General features: G+C 38.2%; 14 protein-coding genes. 5 read left to right on the top strand and 9 right to left on the bottom strand.

Annotated elements, in window-relative coordinates; translation table 11 throughout:
• Positions 1 to 43 precede the first annotated feature (43 nt).
• The 3 genes from AC012T_RS10610 to crtO all read left to right on the top strand — a co-directional run bounded on the left by AC012T_RS10610 (position 44) and on the right by crtO (position 4513).
• Entirely contained in the window at positions 44 to 1426 is a 1383-nt protein-coding gene (locus AC012T_RS10610; RefSeq protein WP_487065510.1) for a cytochrome P450, read from the top strand.
• Between the two features lie 529 nt (positions 1427 to 1955).
• Complete coding sequence (locus AC012T_RS10605) at positions 1956 to 2717, top strand: LmeA family phospholipid-binding protein (protein ID WP_487065508.1); 762 nt, start codon at positions 1956 to 1958, stop codon at positions 2715 to 2717.
• Positions 2718 to 2818: 101 nt separating this feature from the next.
• Entirely contained in the window at positions 2819 to 4513 is a 1695-nt protein-coding gene (gene crtO / locus AC012T_RS10600; protein ID WP_487065506.1) for a beta-carotene ketolase CrtO, read from the top strand.
• Positions 4514 to 4813: 300 nt separating this feature from the next.
• Here crtO and AC012T_RS10595 read toward each other — a convergent pair whose 3' ends face one another.
• Positions 4814 to 5494 carry a hypothetical protein gene (locus tag AC012T_RS10595; protein WP_487065504.1) on the bottom strand — a complete coding sequence of 227 codons (681 nt, stop codon included), beginning with the start codon at positions 5492 to 5494 and terminating at the stop codon, positions 4814 to 4816.
• Positions 5495 to 6162: 668 nt separating this feature from the next.
• Between AC012T_RS10595 and AC012T_RS10590 the strand changes: the two genes are divergently transcribed.
• Positions 6163 to 7263, top strand: coding sequence for a saccharopine dehydrogenase family protein (locus AC012T_RS10590; protein ID WP_487065502.1), 1101 nt, complete (start codon positions 6163 to 6165; stop codon positions 7261 to 7263).
• A 142-nt stretch (positions 7264 to 7405) separates the two neighbouring features.
• Here the strand turns inward: AC012T_RS10590 and AC012T_RS10585 are convergent, their stop codons facing one another.
• A complete protein-coding gene (locus tag AC012T_RS10585; protein ID WP_487065500.1) occupies positions 7406 to 8704 on the bottom strand; it encodes a cation:proton antiporter in 1299 nt (432 codons plus the stop codon).
• 153 nt (positions 8705 to 8857) lie between these two features.
• On the opposite strand from AC012T_RS10585, the gene AC012T_RS10580 reads away from it, so the two are divergent.
• Positions 8858 to 10225, top strand: coding sequence for a cytochrome P450 (locus AC012T_RS10580; protein ID WP_487066547.1), 1368 nt, complete (start codon positions 8858 to 8860; stop codon positions 10223 to 10225).
• A gap of 105 nt (positions 10226 to 10330) precedes the next feature.
• Here the strand turns inward: AC012T_RS10580 and AC012T_RS10575 are convergent, their stop codons facing one another.
• The 7 genes from AC012T_RS10575 to sufC form a co-directional block, all read right to left on the bottom strand.
• Positions 10331 to 11317: a metal ABC transporter solute-binding protein, Zn/Mn family gene (locus AC012T_RS10575; RefSeq protein ID WP_487065498.1), complete on the bottom strand. Its 987-nt coding sequence runs from the start codon at positions 11315 to 11317 to the stop codon at positions 10331 to 10333.
• Positions 11318 to 11411: 94 nt separating this feature from the next.
• Entirely contained in the window at positions 11412 to 11690 is a 279-nt protein-coding gene (locus AC012T_RS10570; RefSeq protein ID WP_487065496.1) for a hypothetical protein, read from the bottom strand.
• Positions 11691 to 11749: 59 nt separating this feature from the next.
• Entirely contained in the window at positions 11750 to 12808 is a 1059-nt protein-coding gene (locus tag AC012T_RS10565) for a WD40 repeat domain-containing protein (RefSeq protein ID WP_487065494.1), read from the bottom strand.
• A 183-nt stretch (positions 12809 to 12991) separates the two neighbouring features.
• The gene (locus AC012T_RS10560) at positions 12992 to 13963 is read right to left on the bottom strand and encodes a CobW family GTP-binding protein (protein ID WP_487065492.1); all 972 of its coding nucleotides are present in this window, start codon (positions 13961 to 13963) and stop codon (positions 12992 to 12994) included.
• A gap of 470 nt (positions 13964 to 14433) precedes the next feature.
• Entirely contained in the window at positions 14434 to 15702 is a 1269-nt protein-coding gene (locus AC012T_RS10555) for a cysteine desulfurase (RefSeq protein WP_487065490.1), read from the bottom strand.
• Positions 15703 to 15848: 146 nt separating this feature from the next.
• Complete coding sequence (gene sufD / locus AC012T_RS10550) at positions 15849 to 17192, bottom strand: Fe-S cluster assembly protein SufD (protein WP_487065488.1); 1344 nt, start codon at positions 17190 to 17192, stop codon at positions 15849 to 15851.
• Positions 17192 to 17977: a Fe-S cluster assembly ATPase SufC gene (sufC, locus tag AC012T_RS10545; RefSeq protein ID WP_487065486.1), complete on the bottom strand. Its 786-nt coding sequence runs from the start codon at positions 17975 to 17977 to the stop codon at positions 17192 to 17194. The genes sufD and sufC overlap by 1 nt, the downstream gene beginning before the upstream one ends.
• Positions 17978 to 18007: the final 30 nt, after the last annotated feature.

Here is an 18007-nt window from a genome sequence, read left to right as displayed (position 1 = left end):
CAGTTAATTTATTAGAAGATAGATTTACGCTAGTCGAAATTTTATGCCTCTACCAATCAGCCCTAAAACCCCAGCCACTTTGCAAATGCTCCGCTGGGTATTCACCCCCATGCCCTACATGGAAGAATGTGCCAAAACCTACGGAGACATTTTCGCTCTCAAGCTGCAAAAAAACTTACCTCCTCTAGTTTTTATCCATAGCCCGGAAGCAATACAGCAGGTTTTAAGCAATGATACCAAAGAATTAGAAGCACCAGGAGAGTTAAATAGCATTTTTGAATATTTACTGGGGAAACGTTCTGTTATTTCACTCAGTGGCGCAGAACACCAAAAACAACGCCAGTTAATGATGCCTCCTCTACATGGAGAAAGAATGCGGAATTATGCTGACTTAATGTGTGATATAACTGAGAGAACTATCAATAAACAGCAATTAAATCAACCCTTCAATGTCCGTACAGTTACTCAAGAGATTACCCTTAGTGTGATGATGCAAGCTGTCTTTGGACTCTATGAAAGGGAGCGTGCTGAAAAGTTACAAAATTTACTGTGTGAAATTTTAGAAGTAGGTAGTGCGGTTTGGAGAGTGGCCGTACTTTATTTTCCTGCTTTAAAAGATGTGATTGGTATCTCCCAGCTTTGGGAAAAACAGCAGCGGCAGCAAGATAAAGCCGACCAACTCATTTATGAAGAAATTCAGGAACGGCGAGAAAATCCTGACCCGTCGCGCACAGATATCCTCAGTTTACTCATGGCGGCTAGAGATGAAGCTGGTCAACCTATGAGTGATGTAGAATTACGGGATGAATTAATGACTCTGTTAGTAGCAGGTCATGAAACCACAGCTACTGCGATCGCTTGGGCTTTATACTGGATTCATAAACTACCGGAAGTTCGGCAAAAATTATTGCAAGAAATAGATGGTTTAGGCGGCAATCTAGACTCCAATGCCATCTTTAAATTGCCCTATCTCACCGCTGTTTGTAACGAAACCTTACGGATTTACCCAATCGGAATGTTGACTTTCCCCAGGCGAGTAAAAACGCCTATTTCTGTGTGTGGTCATGAACTCGAACCAGGTACAGTCATCATGGGTTCAATCTATCTAACCCACAATCGAGAAGATATTTATTCCAACCCCAAACAATTTAACCCAGAACGCTTTTTAGAAAAACAATTTTCACCCTATGAATTTCTACCTTTTGGTGCTGGTGCAAGACGTTGTATCGGTCTAGCATTTGCCCAATTTGAAATGAAGTTAGTATTAGCTAAAATTCTGAGTGGTTGGCAATTAGAACTAGCTGATACTCGCGATATCAAACCAAAACGCCGTGGTTTGGTCACAGGGCCAGACCGTCCTATTCAAATGGTCGTCAAGAGTCAGCGTCAGGTAAAATATCGCACCTTAGAAACCAGTATTATGTAATTAATTCTGGCAATTTTAAGTTAATAGAACTTACGCATTAACAAAATCTATCAAATATAGCAATCCTATTTGATTTATGAACGAAATTTTTAAAACGAACCGCAGAGACGCAGAGAGCGCAGAGGTAGAGAAAAGGAGTTGTTCATATCTTATTTAGGATTGCTATATTATGGATTTCATCTCTTGTAGGGTGCGTCAGACCTGATAATTTAAGACACAACAGATTTTCTCTATCTGACGCACCGCACTAATAGGCGATTCCCAAAATCTGGAACTAGGCAATTTGCCTCACACATATTAGGTGAAATTTGTATAGTGCGTAAGTCCTTGACAAGTTTTGTGGCGGAATCTCTCTTGCAAAATCTCCGTCGCAAAACTTAATTACCAATTACCAGCCCAAGCAAATATAATCAGTAGTCAAATGAACATGATACAATCTACCAATTGAATTATGTCTCACTATAGATACTCTTCTTAGGAAACAGCGTATACATTGGCCAGTAGTAGAAACTGATAAAAAAATATTTTTATGTCAGACCAACCAACTTTTGAGGGAAAATTATTATCTCAGGAAGCTAAAAGAAGAATATCTGAAGAATTAGATGAAGTAGAACAAATAGATATAGATATAAAAACTGATATTGGTAAATTATTTCAGGGACAAGTAGATAAGGTTGAACTTGCCGGACAAGGGTTGGTAATTCAAGACAAAATCCGTGTCCAAGATATAAAAATGCAAACAGATAGAATTTCTATTAATCCCTTAAGTGCGATTTTTGGCCAACTGAAACTTAATGAGCCAGTCAATTCCAATTTTCGCATTGTTCTCACGGAAGCAGATATTAACGATGCCTTAACTTCAGAGGTGATTTACAGGTGGGTGAGACAATTTAAGCTAAATGTAGATAGGGAAATTGTCAGCTTTGAACCGCAAGAAATGCAGGTATTTTTACCCGGTGATGGCAAACTAGAATTTAAAGGTAAGGTATGGATCAAAGACAAAAATAATACTCATATCTTAGGTTATCATGCGATAGCTCATCCCCGAACTCAGACAAAACCTGCCATGTTGCAGAGTTTTCATTGTACTGAAGGAGAAGGGATAAGAGTGGAATTAATAGCAGCCGCTATGCAGAAAATTAAAGAAATAATCAATTTACCTGACTTAGAGTGGGAAAATATGGTATTTTCTATCATAGATATGGAAGTAAGAAAGGGTAGTTTAATCCTGATCATCAAAGCCCATATAAAACAAATTCCGTCAATGGAAACTATCCTTTCTCCTGATTAGGATCGACCTTGGTAAATATTAATTTTTATAAATAACAAATTTTGTAAATTTATAAAAATCTTACTCACCTTAAAAAGTTTGTTTATTTGAACATAAAATTCATGCAAGAATATGATGTTGTAATGATCGGTGCAGGACACAATGGTTTAGTGTGTGCTGCTTATTTGCTCAAAGCAGGCTATAGCGTCCTGCTACTAGAAAAACGTCCTGTTCCCGGTGGTGCAGCCACAACAGAAGAATGTATCCCAGATCAAGCACCAGGCTTTAAGTTTAACTTGTGTGCCATTGACCATGAATTTATTCATTTAGGTCCAGTTGTTGAAGAATTAGAACTGACAAAATATGGCTTGGAATATCTAGAATGTGATCCAGTAGTTTTTTGTCCACACCCAGATGGTAAGTATTTTTTAGCTCATAAATCATTAGAAAAAACCTGTGCAGAAATTGCTCGTTATAATGAACGTGATGCTAAAAAATATGCAGAATTTACAGATTACTGGCAACGGGCTATTAATGCCATGATTCCCATGTTTAATGCCCCACCAAAATCAATTATAGATATTTTTGGAAACTACAACATTCAGAAGTTTAAAGATTTATTTTCAGTTGTTGGTTCTCCGTCCAAAAGCTTTGATTTTGTGCGTACCATGTTGAATAGTGCTGAAGATATTCTCAATGAATGGTTTGATGAAGAATTTCTCAAAGCACCACTTGCTAGATTAGCTTCAGAACTGGGTGCGCCCCCTTCACAAAAAAACCTGGCAATTGGTGTCATGATGATGGCAATGCGTCATAATCCCGGTATGGCTAGACCTCGCGGAGGTACAGGTGCATTAGTGCAAGCATTGGTGAATTTAGTCACAAGTAAAGGCGGGGTAATTCTCACAGACCAGCACGTTGAAAAAGTTTTAATTGATGATGCTAAAGCCGTAGGTGTGAGGGTTGCAGGTGGTCAAGAATACCGGGCTAAATATGGAGTAATTTCTAATATTGATGCCCAACGTTTGTTTCTACAAATGACTGATAAGAGCGATATTGATGCAGTTGATTCTGATTTATGGGAAAGATTAGAACGCCGTATTATTAACAACAATGAAACTATACTCAAGATAGATTTAGCTTTAGACCAACCTCTACATTTTCCCTATCACGCCCACAGAGATGAATATCTCATTGGTTCTATCTTAATTGCCGATTCCATGAATCATGTAGAACAGGCTCATAGCAAATGTACATTAGGAGAAATTCCTGACTCTGACCCATCAATGTATGTGGTCATGCCCAGTTTCCTTGATCCTAGTTTAGCACCTTCAGGTAAACACACGGTATGGATTGAATTTTTTGCTCCTTATCAAATTGCAGGTGCAGAAGGTACAGGTTTAAAAGGTACGGGTTGGACTGATGAATTGAAAAATAAAGTTGCAGATAGGGTAGTTGATAAATTAGCAACTTATTCGCCAAACTTGAAAACCTCAATTATTGCTAGACGTGTGGAAAGTCCAGCAGAATTAGGGGAAAGATTAGGTGCTTACAAGGGGAATTATTATCATATTGATATGACAATGGATCAAATGATATTTTTCCGACCTTTGCCAGAATTAGCCAATTATAAAACCCCCATTGATAATCTATTTTTGACTGGTGCGGGGACACATCCAGGTGGTTCAATTTCGGGTATGCCAGGACGCAATTGTGCAAGGGTATTTTTGCAAACCAAGCATCCAATTAGTCAGACTTTAAAGGATGCAGGAAATTCGCTTAAGTCTACTGTGGGTTCGGTATTTGGGATTGGTTAGGAGTATGTTATGGCAATGCTATCATAAAGGCTCTGCTTATATCTGTTACAAAAGGAAGGCAGAGCCTTCTAGAATTCATTCCCATACAGAGTATGGGAACGAGAAATCAGAAGGATCAAACCCTGGTTTTATAAGGGTTCGATCCTTAATTTGAAATCAATGAAAGCTCCTTAGGCGTTTTTAGGTAAGCATTCAGCTATCAGCAGTCAACGGTCAGCTTTTTTTAACGGTTACAGAAAAGATAACTATTCGATCATCTACCGATTTATCAAACATTCTGACTCCTGAATTCTTACGTTTTTAGTTAATCTTGGAATAAACTAATAAGTTCTTGTATTCCTCGATTTTTTTGATTTTTCCTTGGGCTGTAAATAATTCAATCACTTCTTCAGCTTTCCCCCAACCAACAGACTTGGTGTAAAAGAGAATTTTGCCATGAGGATTCAACTTACTCAAGAATAAATCTACTAAAGAAGCATCATCATGATGCACAAAAGGAGCTTCTTCTGGCATATAAAATTCACCAATATGAAAGAGTGAAACCACATCTAACATAGGTAAAGAACGAGCCGTTAGAGTGTATATATCCGTACAAATCACTTTATAAAACTTGGCAAGTTGGCGATTTTTTCGGCAGATACGAATATATTCTTCATGTTCAGGAATGGAAGCGGTAATGCCCAATATTTCATTGGGATTGTCAAGTTTTTGATTTTCTAAACCCAAAATATGATGAGCGCCTGTACCGAAATGAAATATACTTTTATCCTGAATATTGTATTTTTGCAAATACTCGTTCAGTTCAATATCACAGGGACAAAGATGAGGTTGTAATCCCCATGATGATTTTGTTCGGTAGTAATCAGCGCCAACCCAATGTGGTAAAACGGGTTGACTAAAACTAAAAGAGTAGTATAATTTTGCGAGTTGGCGATTACTGAACACTAGCTCACGAATTGTTTTCCTAAAAGTAACTACCATTAGTGAATAACCCTCAATAGTTTTAAAAAAGTGAAGTGAATTTGATTTTGATATTTTAGCTACAACATCGGTTCAGTTATTGAGCTAAAAATGTTGATTATTAGCTTCATGTGTGATGAGCAGTAGATATTTTGCTATCCTTGCTCATAAGTTGATAGGATTCCCCTGAGTACCAAAAAAGTTGCGTAGATGCTAATTAAGATGTTTATTCGGCAGAGAAAATTATCTTGTCTTGAAAGCTATCTGCCGATTTCTCATATTAATTTTATACCTTGAAGATATTAACTCCAGGAGCTTTGGTACGGTATTTTTACTAATGTGGGTAAGCCTAACACATAAAAAATCAAGATATTATTAAGTTCCGATGAAAACTTGCTGAAGTTTTGGGAATATGTGTCTGCTTTTGCTTTTAAAGGATAAGACAACACCTTTATCCCTGAAGCCATCTACATAATGAACTAAAAATCACAAAATAATCAGTATTAATTCCTGTTTAGTACCAATTTTAAAAAATAATTTTGAGAGGATATTTTTGTAGGACTCAGACACAGAAGGGTATTTCCAATCTCAGATCCAAAATCAAAACTCCAAAATTGTATGACTTGTTACCGATGACAAAAGGGACATCTATCTGATGAAATAAAGATAATGTTGTCCAAACTGTAATCATGACAGACCGTGTTTTAATTCTTGGAGGACGGGGACGCATTGGTAGCGCAGTTGCTAATGATATCCTCAAGCATACACAGACATATATTACTATCACTGGACGTTCCCCAGAGGGAAGTTTATATTTAGGTGAGAGAGTGCAGTTTTTGCAGTTGGATTTGGGGGAAGTTGACAAATTAAGGGATGCGATCGCACAATCAAATCTTGTCATCCACTGTGCCGGGCCATTTCACTACAGAGATACTCAAGTTCTCAAAATTTGCATTGAGCAAGGTATAAACTACTTAGATGTCAGTGATCATCGTTCCTATACTCAAAAGGCATTAAATTTACACGATCAAGCTGCTACTGCTGGAGTAACGGCAATTATTAATACAGGTATTTTTCCTGGTATTTCTAATAGCTTAGTCCGCCAAGGAATCGAGCAATTTGATGTAGCTGAAAAAATTCATTTAAGTTATTTAGTCTCTGGTTCTGGTGGTGCTGGTGTTACCGTCATGCGAACAACTTTTCTAGGTTTACAACATCCTTTTGAAGCTTGGATAAACCGCGAATGGCGTTTAGTTGAACCTTATTCTGACCAAGAAAATATTAACTTTCCGTCACCCTATGGAATCAGTGGAGTTTACTGGTTTGATATGCCAGAAACTATCACACTACCTCATTCTTTTCCCACAGTGAAAACTGTAATTACTAAATTTGGGTCAATTCCTGATTTTTACAACCACCTGACTTGGATAGCTGCCCATATTTTTCCAAAATGGTTAATGCAGCGTCGTTATATGATTGAATTTTTGTCTCATGTTAGTCATAGCATGACCGATTTGACAAATATTTTTACTGGAATTGGAGTAGTAGTACGAGCAGAAGTAACAGGAGAAAAAGATGGTCAAACAGTTGTTTATGCTGCTACTTTAGTCCATGAAAATACTGCTATTGCTTCTGGTGTCGGCACTGGTAGTATCGCCAAATTAATGCTAGAAGGTAAACTCAAACATCCTGGAGTTTCACCTATAGAAGCAGCATTACCTACCAGTTTATTTACAGAGATTATGCAAGAACGGGAAATACAAATTAATTCCCATTGGTTAACAATATAATATAAGTAGGCGTGCAATTTATTTTGCACATTTCGGTAAGGGAATGGTGAACATAACAAGATGACAGGGATGTCAATTTTTCGAGAAAATGTATAATTGATTTGGCTGAAGTACTGACAATATAATTTTAGGTAAATCAAAGTTATTCAAATTCATCAATTGTCGCAGAAATATGAGATTTTGTGCCATTGGCAATATTCCGCTCATACCAATTCATTAACGGAGTGGCGCTAATTCCATGTACAATCACAGAAACGACAATAGTCGTATAAGTTATCCAGGCAATTTGTTCAGCAGCCTCACCTTTTAAACCATTGCTTAAGCTATAGGCAAGATAATATAAAGAACCTATACCCCGAATACCAAACCAACCAAATAGCCAGCGAGTTTCCGGATTGAAAGTTCGACGGTGAGAATTGAGGGGACGTTTACCAATGGTGCTAACCCATACTCCCACAGGTCGAATCACTAAAAATAGCAAACTTATTACTAAAAAAGATTGGGTAGCATAATTAAACATTGGTTCCCATAATAAAATTGTTCCTAAAAGCAAAATTAGACCAACTTCTAATAGCTTTTCTAATCGTTCAATAAATTCTAATTGTGCAAGTGGCTTTTGAGGATTTGTATAACTTCTTTGGACAGCTAACCCTGCCACAAATACTGCTAAAAAGCCATAGCCATTAACAACTTCTGTTAAAGAATAAGTTAGCAAAATCGTGCTAATAGCTACAAAATCTTCCATTACGTCATTAACAGGACGAGATTTTTGGATTTTTTTATCAATCCATACTATGACTAAGGGAACAATCAGTCCCATAACGATACCAGATGCGATCGCCCAAATTACATCTACTAGAACCCATTGTCCAAACCAGTGATACCAATTACTATCTTTGAGGGCATAAATACCAAAATAAACAAACGGAAACGCTAAAGCATCATTTAAGCCTCCCTCAGAAGTTAAACCAAAGCGTAACTCATCATCGTCATTTATATCAGTTAATTGCACCTCTGAGGCTAATACAGGGTCAGTTGGAGCGAGAATTGCACCTAATAAAATCGCCTCCCCCCAATTCATCCCTAACCATAATTTCCCCACAGCAGCTAGGGAAAAAATGGAAATTGGCATTAATAATCCAATCAGTCTGGCTGTAATATTCCAAAACTTCCACTTTAGCAGTGTAACTATTTTTAAGCCACAACTAAATACCGAAACAATCACCACAAATTCAGTTAGTCTTTCTAGTAATTCGGCGTTGAATAATTCATCACGACGTAATTGAATCAGTCCTAATCCATAAGGCCCCAAAAAAATACCTACCATTAGGTAAATCATGGCAAAAGAAAGAGGTAGACGCGAAATCCAACCTGACGCTAAAGTAACAATCAGTAAGAGCAGACCAATTACCAATAAATCAAGAATATAAATATCTACCATGAACTTTTGTATAAAAAATTATTGATCCTTCGTTAGTCTAATCGAGTCTACTTTTCGGTATAAGTAACCCAAAGGTAGATTTTGTGGAAATATTTGGCATTTATGGGTATATTTGTTAGCGTATTGGGAAAAGAATTTATAGTAATTTTTGTCATGCAAATCCCACCTAGCCCACAAATTCCCAAATTCATACAGTTGATGCAGTGGATTTTTAATCCTTTAAAACTGATGGAAAATTCTGCTAAGGAGTATGGTGATTGTTTTGCAATTTGGCTAACTAGCAAGCAGCCAATAGTCTTTATTAGCGACCCTCAAGCAATTCAGAAAATTTTTACTTCTTCACTAGATCAGTTGGATGCTAGAGGTTCGAGCCAAATTTTACAACCCTTGGTAGGAAAAAACTCTTTACTATTACTAAGTGGCACAACTCACCAACGTCAGCGACGGTTGTTGACTCCACCTTTTCATGGAGATCGGATGAAAGCTTACGGCCAAATTATTGCTAATATCACCAACCAAGTAATTAGCAATTGGAAAATTGGCGAACCTTTTTCTGTTCGCGACTTCATGCAAGAAATCTCTCTCAAGGTGATATTACAAGCTGTGTTTGGTTTGTGTGAAGGAGAAAGGTTTACACAATTACAAGAACTTTTGCGTTCTGTTCTCGATTTATCTGGTTCTCCCTTGCGTGCTACCGTTACATTTTTGCCCGCATTGCAAGTAGATTTAGGCGCGTGGAGTCCTTGGGGAAAATTCTTGCGTCAAATGCAGCAAATTCAACAACTACTCAACGCTGAGATTCAAGACCGCAGAGATCATCCTGATGCTTCTCGCAGCGATATCCTTTCATTAATGATGTCAGCGCGGGATGAAAATGGTGAACCAATGACAGATGATGAGTTGCGCGACGAATTAATGACTTTGTTAGTTGCTGGCCATGAAACTACTGCTTCAGCTTTAACATGGGCCTTATATTGGATTCACCGCTTGCCAGAAGTGAGAGAAAAGCTACTAACTGAGTTAAATAGTGTAGATGAAAATCCAGATTTCAATTTAGTTTCTCGCTTGCCTTACCTTACGGCTGTTTGCCAAGAGACATTACGTATTTACCCTATTGTTATGGTGGCTATACCTCGTATTGTGAAATCACCATTAGAAATTAGTGGCTATGAATTTGCACCAAATACATTACTGTCACCTTGTATATATTTAACTCATCGCCGCCCAGATTTATATCCTGAACCGGAGAAATTTAAGCCAGAACGCTTTTTAGAAAGGCAGTTTTCACAATATGAATATATTCCCTTTGGTGGTGGCAATCGTACCTGTATTGGTATGGCGTTTGCGATGTTTGAAATGAAGTTAGTTTTAGCTACTGTGTTATCACAAATAGATTTAGCTTTGGTTGATAATATACCTGTTAAACCTATGCGTAGGGGGGTAACTTTAGCGCCTTCTGGTGGTAAATGGTTGATTCCAAGTGGAAAAAAAGAAAGGGTGAAAAGTGTTGTTGAAGTTTAGAGGTTGTTTGAAAAGTCTAAATTCATACATCTCTGGGCGGTTAGAAACCGCTGGGTGTGAGGAACAACAAGCAAATAAAAACGGCTTACCGTTCCCATCCCCAGCCTATTTAGCGATATTTGGAACAAATTTCAGATAGGTTCCACCTAGTCCTTCTACAATACTGCGCGTATTGGCATCCATCATTTTTTGATAAGTTTCTCCATCACTACCAGGTTTACCAAGTCCATCAATATAAAGTTGTCTGGAGAAAAGTTTTACATTTGCTTCTTTGGTAATTGGCTTAATTAACATGGGGTTAGTTGTTGTATCTGCAAAAACTGTTGGTACTTTAGCCTGTTGAATATATTGAGCCAAATTTCTTACTGTTGTATTTGTTAAATTATCTTGGTTGCTAATACTTGATAAACCTTCTTTATAGGGAAGATTGTAAGCTTTGACATAATAAATCATTGCTTCATGAGTTGTTAGCAATTTTCGATTTTTAGCAGGAATACTAGTAAGTGTATTTTTAATCCAGCTATGTAGTTGGTTTAATTCATTTGTTATTTTTTTGGTATTATTGCTATATTCTTTCTCATTTTTTGGTGATATTTTACCCAAATTACTATTAATTACTTCTACTAATTTGATAGTATTTTTAACATTGTGCCAAATATGTGGTTCAGTGTAATTTCTGCCATTTTTTTGAATTTTTTGAGGTTCAGATACGGCACGTTGACCGACGGCTATTTTAAGGGAACGGTTTTTAGTTGATGTAATAATTTTAATTAAACCTGGTTCAAAATTATAGCCATGATAGAAAATAAGATTCGCTTGTTCAATGGCTTGGATATCTTCTGGTGTCGGTTGATAAATACGCGGATCTATACCAGGGGGAATCAAGCAAGTAAGGTTGATTGTTGTGCCGGCAACCTGTTTAGTGAGGTCACATAATATACTGTTAGTTGCGACAACTTGAGGTAGATTTTTATTAATTCTGTTGGATTGATTAGATTGTGTGTATGTTGTATTTGTAAATTGATTTCCGCACCCAAAAAATCCAATTGTTAAAATCAACCCTGCATTATTTAATAAGTTTTTATATTTCACTGGATGATGATTTTTTCTATGCTGTACTAGTTTTATAAATTAATAAAGGCACAGCATTAATAGTGTGCCTTAAAAATTTTCATAACGCCTAACTTTATTGAAAGCCAGCAGCAGGTAACTTACCTTGCAACATTTGAAAATTAGCTTGTACACAAGTCCCACAATTGCAACCAATGTGATCAACAATTGAATTGTTTGCTGGAGTTGAATTTGGTGCTATCAATTCGGGGTTTGGCTGTGCAGATGCAATAACAATTATCTGCGAAACAGGTGCAGATTTCATTTTTGTAGATGCGTGGGCTGGGCTAACTACCAGCAGTAGAGATACGAAAAATACATGACAAGCAAGCAAAATCAATTTAGCTATGTTCATAGTTCACTCTCAGAGGCTAGGCTGGCTGCTGCTGATACAGCATAGCCAATTATTATTCATTAGTCAGTAGTTGTTGACCAGATTAGTAGTTCTCCTTGTTCCCCACCTGCGGCTAATAAGGGTGGGGAGACTCCACTTCTACTGGGATGCCAAGCTAGGGTGGAAAAACCGGCGCTGACACCTGTGAGAATCTGTGATACTTCTGTGGCTTGGTTCCACAAACACAACCAACCATCAGCACCGGCAGAAGCGAGAAGAAAACTTTGGGGTGCAAATGCGATCGCATTAATGATATCCACATGATTGGTTAATATCCGCGCTTCCCAACCCAAGGATTCATTTTCTGATTTTTCCCAAACTACCACACCCTCAACACTGGAAGAAGCCAAAAGCGGCGCACCTACGGCTGTTGTAACTTCTGACCAAGCTAATTGGCGAATTTTTCCCGGAAAGCCACGCATTACCCAAGGTTCATCAGGCTGGTTCCATTCCAATACGGTAACGCTGCGATCCATATTACCCGAACCCAAGTATTTGCCATCAGGCGACCAAGCCATTGCGACACTAACGGTAGTCATGGAAAGAAAATAAGGTTCCTCATCCCAATCTTGAGTATTCCAAATCTTCACTCCCTGATAACCGCTAATGGCTAAATATTGCCCATCTTTACGCCAATCAATAGCCAAAACTGACGAGTTTTCAAAATTCAGCGTCACAACAATTTCTTCTGTGTCTGCATCCCATACTTGAACATAACGCCCTAAACTAAAAGCGAGTTGGTTATTAGTATGACTCCAAGCTAATTTATCAACCCAAGCGGGAGCATTTTCTAAAGTAGCAATTAATTTATTTTCTCGCCAAATTTTAACTTGCCCATTTTGTCCACCAACGGCTAAATATTTACCATCGCTGGAAAATGCAACACAATCTACTGATTGATTCGTAGCGGTTTGTAAAGTTTTTAATTCGCCATTTTCCCACAAAACAACTTCTCCCGCAGCCGAAGTTGCTGCTAGTATCTCTCCTTGAGATGACCAAGCTAGGGATGTGACATAATCTGCAAGTTTCCCTGAATAATGGGCTGCAAATTGTTGAGGTTTGCTAGTTGTGAAGTTCATGTCTAGATATTATTTTACTACCTATAGAAGCACAGAGAAAATGGCGTTACTGAATCAAGAAAAAAAATCAAAAATTCCATCTCTCAAACTTTTACTCTCTGAGCCTCTGCGTCTCTGCGTGAACTAAAATTATACTTCGATTCAGCAACGCCTTAAATTTTATTTATTTTCTCCACTTTCAATTCATACCAAACAGGCGAGAAAATCTTGTTTTAGTTGGGATTCATCTAGATTTCGACCGATGAATACAAGTTCGTTTTTCCGGGTTTCGCTGGCTTTCCAAGGTCTATCTGGCCTACCATCAAATATCATGTGTACTCCTTGGAAGACGAAACGATTATCTTCTCCGGCTATGTTTAAAATGCCTTTCATGCGGAAGATATCTGTTCCTTGGGTACGCAATAATTCACCCAACCAATCGTTTAATTTTTGTCCATCTATTGCACCTTTTTCGACTAAAGCTACAGAATAGACGCTTTCATCATGTACATGGGCATCTTCACCTAAGAAATTGGGGTCAATTTCTAAAGCGCGGTCTAGGTTAAAGGCTTGTACTCCCAAAAGTGCATCCATTCCTAGTTCTGAGTTACGGGTGCGGTGGATTTTAGCGATCGCATTCATCGACCGAATCCGCTTTTCTAGTTCTTCTAAATTTTCTGGGGTGACTAAATCTGTTTTATTCAATAAAATCACATCAGCAAATGCAATTTGTTCTTGGGCTTCGTCTGCTTCCCAATGTTGCCAAATATGTTTAGCATCCACAACTGTAACTACTGCATCTAATGACAGTTGACTCTGCATATCTTCATCAACGAAGAATGTTTGAATTACAGGTGCAGGATCAGCTAATCCAGTAGTTTCAATTACTAAATGGTCAAATTTATCCCGCCGCTTCATCAAATTGTTGATAATGCGAATTAAGTCGCCACGCACTGTACAACAAATACAGCCGTTATTCATTTCAAAGATTTCTTCATCTGCATCAATAACTAGTTGATTATCAATGCCGACTTCCCCAAATTCATTGACGATAACAGCAACTTTTTTGCCATGTTCGTAAGTAAGAATGTGATTAAGTAGAGTAGTTTTACCTGCACCCAAGTAGCCAGTTAAAACAGTTACAGGTACGGTCGTCGATGTTTCTGAAGCAATCATATTCTTAAAGCAATTTTGATGATTTATTGATAATCATTCTCTATTTAACACACCTTGGTTAAAAATGGTAGTTTTGTGTCAAAGATTGTTTTAATATTTTCAGGACTTACACAAAACATCATGAAAGCAGGGGTAATTCATGAATTACCCCTACTAAAGAATCAGGTTTTTGATTACTTCGGGCATAAGTCCTAATTTTCACTAATGAGTGCGGAAGGTGGGAATCCTCACAGGGGTAGGTTTTTAATATTAACTGTAAAGGCAGGACTAGGAAGACAAGGAGGGAAGGTAGACAAGGAAGATTTGATACGCACAATGGTATTTTGACGGACTGTTCTTGTTACCAAGAGAATCTGATTTTGCACGGTTTTCCTCCCTTGTCCACTGTCCTTCCTTGTCATCCTTGTCTTGCCCTCACGACAATGTAAAATACCTACCCTTGTGAGGGGTGGGAATCACCCACCCGATATTTACTCATCACCGAACACACTTGCAAAAAATTCCAGTGTTTCCTTCAAAGCCTTGATGAAAATATCAATTTCTTCACGGGTGTTGTAAAAATATAAACTTGCCCGTGCAGTTCCCGGTAAATCTAAATAACGGTGTAATGGTTGAGTACAATGGTGTCCAGAACGAATGGCGACCCCTTCTTGATCTAATAATGTAGATAAATCATTTGGGTGGACACCTTCTGCTGTAAAAGCTGCTAATGCGGCTCTACCTTCTCCTTGAGCATTAGGTTTTGGCCCGTAGATTCTGATTTGGGGTATTTGTGCTAATTGCTCGAACAAATAAGCGGTTAATTCTGCTTCATAAGCATGGATTTTATCCATACCAATATTAGTCAGATAATCTATCGCTGCACCGAGAGCAATTGCTTCTCCAATTGCAGGTGTACCCGCTTCAAATTTATGGGGTAATTCTGCATAGGTAGAATGGTCTAAATATACCTCGGCAATCATCTCACCACCACCAAAAAATGGCGGCATTGCTTCTAGTAAATCCAACTTACCATACAAAAAACCAATGCCAGTGGGAGCGCACATTTTATGTCCAGAAGCTACCAACCAATCACAGTCAATTTCTTGGACATCAATATGCATATGGGGGACACTTTGGCAAGCATCCATTAAAAATTTTGCCCCGTAGCTATGAGCAATTGCGGCGATTTCCTTGACTGGATTTATACAGCCCAAAGTATTGGAAACATGAACTAACGACACCAGTTTTGTTTTTTGAGAAATCAGTTGTTTAAACTGTTCCAAATCAAAAGTTTCTTCTGGTGTTAATTCGACAAACTTCAATACTGCACCAGTTTTTTGAGCAACAAATTGCCAAGGAACTATATTGCTATGATGTTCCATTACGGAGAGAATAATTTCATCTCCTGGCTGTAAATTGTTCATTCCCCAACTGTAAGCTACCAGGTTAATAGCTTCGCTGGCGTTGCGGGTGTAAACAATTTCTTGACGTGATTTGGCATTAATAAATTTAGCAATTTTGTCTCTTGTGGCTTCATAAGCATCCGTTGCTTTTGCACTTAGAGAATGAGCGCCACGATGAACATTAGAATTATATTGTTCGTAATAATCACGCCAAGCATTTAATACAGCTAAAGGCTTTTGAGAAGTAGCTGCATTATCCAGATAAACTAATGGTTTACCGTGAATTTCCTGGTGTAAAATCGGGAAATCTTCACGAACTTGATCAGCTAGAGTTTTGGTAGAAGTGATGATCATTTTTTAGAAGTAGTTCAGAATAATATCTAGAATTTAGATCTTGAAGAATTAAATAGAAAGTAGAAAGTTCGTAGTTAGGACTTTAGTCCTAAAAATTCTTGGTTTGAGCGATAAAACGCTCACTACGAACTGACAAAGAGGCCAACTTATTTATTTGTGAGACTTGTGACAGTTCTCAACAAATTGTCTCGCAACGAAGGAACAGGTAGGAAATTAATAATTTCCGCAGCGAAAGCATTAACTAACAACTTGCGTGCATTAACTTCATCAATACCACGACTTTGCAGGTAGAATATTTGATCATCTTCCAATTGGCTGACAGTCGCACCGTGAGCGCATTTGACATTATCAGCAGTGATTTCTAATTGGGGTTTGGTATCAACTCTGGCTTTGGGTGATAACAGCAAATTCCGGTTTAGCTGTGCTGCGTCAGTTAACTGCGCGGGTTTAGGGACAAAAACCTTACCATTAAATACACCATGAGCGCGATCGCCTACAATGCACTTATGTAGCTGCTTACTTATACCATGAGGATGATTGAGAGCGATCGCACTGTGAGTATCACCCAATTGATTATCAGCAACAACTGTTAAACCATTCAGCGTCGTTTCCGTTTGCTCACCAGTCTGCAAAACCTCCAAATTGTGACGCGATATCTTTCCACCAACAGTCACAGCATTACAAGTATAACGACTAGATCGCGCCTGAGTCACCGCAGTTTTCCCCACATGAAAAGCCGCTTCACCTTCCCGCACAACCCTAGAGTGACTCACCTGAGCATTTTCATTTACCCAAATTTCTGTCACACTATTAGTAAAATAAACTGCCTTCTCTGCATTCTCTGCGCCTCTGCGGTTCGTATATTCCTCAATTAAACTCACCTGAGAATTAGTTTCCGCAATCACCAAAACACGAGGTTGAGAAATAGTAGCAGATTCACCCGACACAGAAACAAATAGCAGATGAATAGGAGACTCAACCACCACATTTTTAGCAACCCATACCACAGCTACATCATTTACAGCCGCAGTATTTAAAGCAGTAAAAACCTCATTTGCTCCCTCAGATTGGGCTAAATATTTCCGTAAAACCTCACCAGATAAAACATCTAAATTACCAACCATTAACCCAGAAGGCAAATTTTCAGTATTTGATAAATTCGGTGCATAAACACCATTTACAAATACCAACCGCTGAGAAACTTCAGGTAAAATATGATCTTCTAAAGATGTTTCCTCAAACATCCCTAAATTAAATTTAACCTGCTTCAGAGGTGATAAATCAGTAAAACGCCATTCTTCCTCACGGGTATTAGGAATAACAGAATGACGCACCCAATTAGCAGCAACATCCCGTAAACCTTGTAACCAACCATCTTCTTTTTTGGTAGTTACACCACTTAACAAATCAGTCAAAAAAGCATCTCTATCTAATAGATTTTTTTGTAGAGACGTTTCATGAAACGTCTCTAAATTAATTGGAATACTCATTATACACCCACTCCCAAAGCTTCTTCTAGAACCCAATCATAACCACGAGATTCCAACTCTAACGCCAACTCCTTACCACCGCTTCTAATAATGCGTCCTTGTGCCATAACATGAACAAAATCAGGAACAATATAATCTAGAAGACGCTGATAGTGAGTAATCATAATTGTGGCATTTTCAGGACTGGCTAATTGATTAACCCCATTCGCCACAATTTTTAGAGCATCAATATCCAAACCCGAATCAGTCTCATCTAAAATGGCCAACTTTGGTTCTAGCAAAGCCATTTGCAGAATTTCATTCCGCTTCTTTTCACCACCAGAAAAACCTTCATTCACACTGCGATTCAGAAAAGAGGAATTCATCTTCACCACATCCAACCTTTCCTCAATCAAATCATCGAAATCAAAAGCATCAACCTCTTCCAAACCCTGAGCTTTGCGACGGGAATTATAAGCCACCCGTAAAAAATCCAAATTACTCACACCGGGAATTTCCAAAGGATATTGAAAAGCCAAAAACACACCACTTCTGGCTCTTTCCTCAGCTTCCATTTCCAAAAGATTTTTTCCTTGGAAAATCACCTCACCACCAGTAACAGTATAAGCCGGATGTCCTGCTAAAGCCTTAGAAAAAGTACTCTTACCAGAACCATTAGGCCCCATAATCGCATGAACTTCACCAGCGCGAACTTCCAAATTCACACCCTTCAAAATTGAAGTACCATCAACATCAGCCGTCAAATCCTTAACCGACAAAATCAAATCACTATTTTCAATAATCATCTTCTCTCTCTCTTCTCTTTTCTGTCTTTC

It is taken from the genome of Anabaena sp. EIM26 (genome assembly GCF_057568715.1).
The sequence above is the reverse complement of the archived record's forward strand: the minus strand, read 5'-3'. Positions and strand labels throughout refer to the sequence as shown.

Bases quoted from the DNA above. Each gene is read 5' to 3' on its own strand.
- AC012T_RS10610 (WP_487065510.1), top strand. From the start codon at position 44: ATGCCTCTACCAATCAGCCCTAAAACCCCAGCCACTTTGCAAATGCTC.
- AC012T_RS10605 (WP_487065508.1), top strand. From the start codon at position 1,956: ATGTCAGACCAACCAACTTTTGAGGGAAAATTATTATCTCAGGAAGCT.
- crtO (WP_487065506.1), top strand. From the start codon at position 2,819: ATGCAAGAATATGATGTTGTAATGATCGGTGCAGGACACAATGGTTTA.
- AC012T_RS10595 (WP_487065504.1), bottom strand. From the start codon at position 5,494: ATGGTAGTTACTTTTAGGAAAACAATTCGTGAGCTAGTGTTCAGTAAT.
- AC012T_RS10590 (WP_487065502.1), top strand. From the start codon at position 6,163: ATGACAGACCGTGTTTTAATTCTTGGAGGACGGGGACGCATTGGTAGC.
- AC012T_RS10585 (WP_487065500.1), bottom strand. From the start codon at position 8,704: ATGGTAGATATTTATATTCTTGATTTATTGGTAATTGGTCTGCTCTTA.
- AC012T_RS10580 (WP_487066547.1), top strand. From the start codon at position 8,858: ATGCAAATCCCACCTAGCCCACAAATTCCCAAATTCATACAGTTGATG.
- AC012T_RS10570 (WP_487065496.1), bottom strand. From the start codon at position 11,690: ATGAACATAGCTAAATTGATTTTGCTTGCTTGTCATGTATTTTTCGTA.
- AC012T_RS10565 (WP_487065494.1), bottom strand. From the start codon at position 12,808: ATGAACTTCACAACTAGCAAACCTCAACAATTTGCAGCCCATTATTCA.
- AC012T_RS10560 (WP_487065492.1), bottom strand. From the start codon at position 13,963: ATGATTGCTTCAGAAACATCGACGACCGTACCTGTAACTGTTTTAACT.
- AC012T_RS10555 (WP_487065490.1), bottom strand. From the start codon at position 15,702: ATGATCATCACTTCTACCAAAACTCTAGCTGATCAAGTTCGTGAAGAT.
- sufD (WP_487065488.1), bottom strand. From the start codon at position 17,192: ATGAGTATTCCAATTAATTTAGAGACGTTTCATGAAACGTCTCTACAA.
- sufC (WP_487065486.1), bottom strand. From the start codon at position 17,977: ATGATTATTGAAAATAGTGATTTGATTTTGTCGGTTAAGGATTTGACG.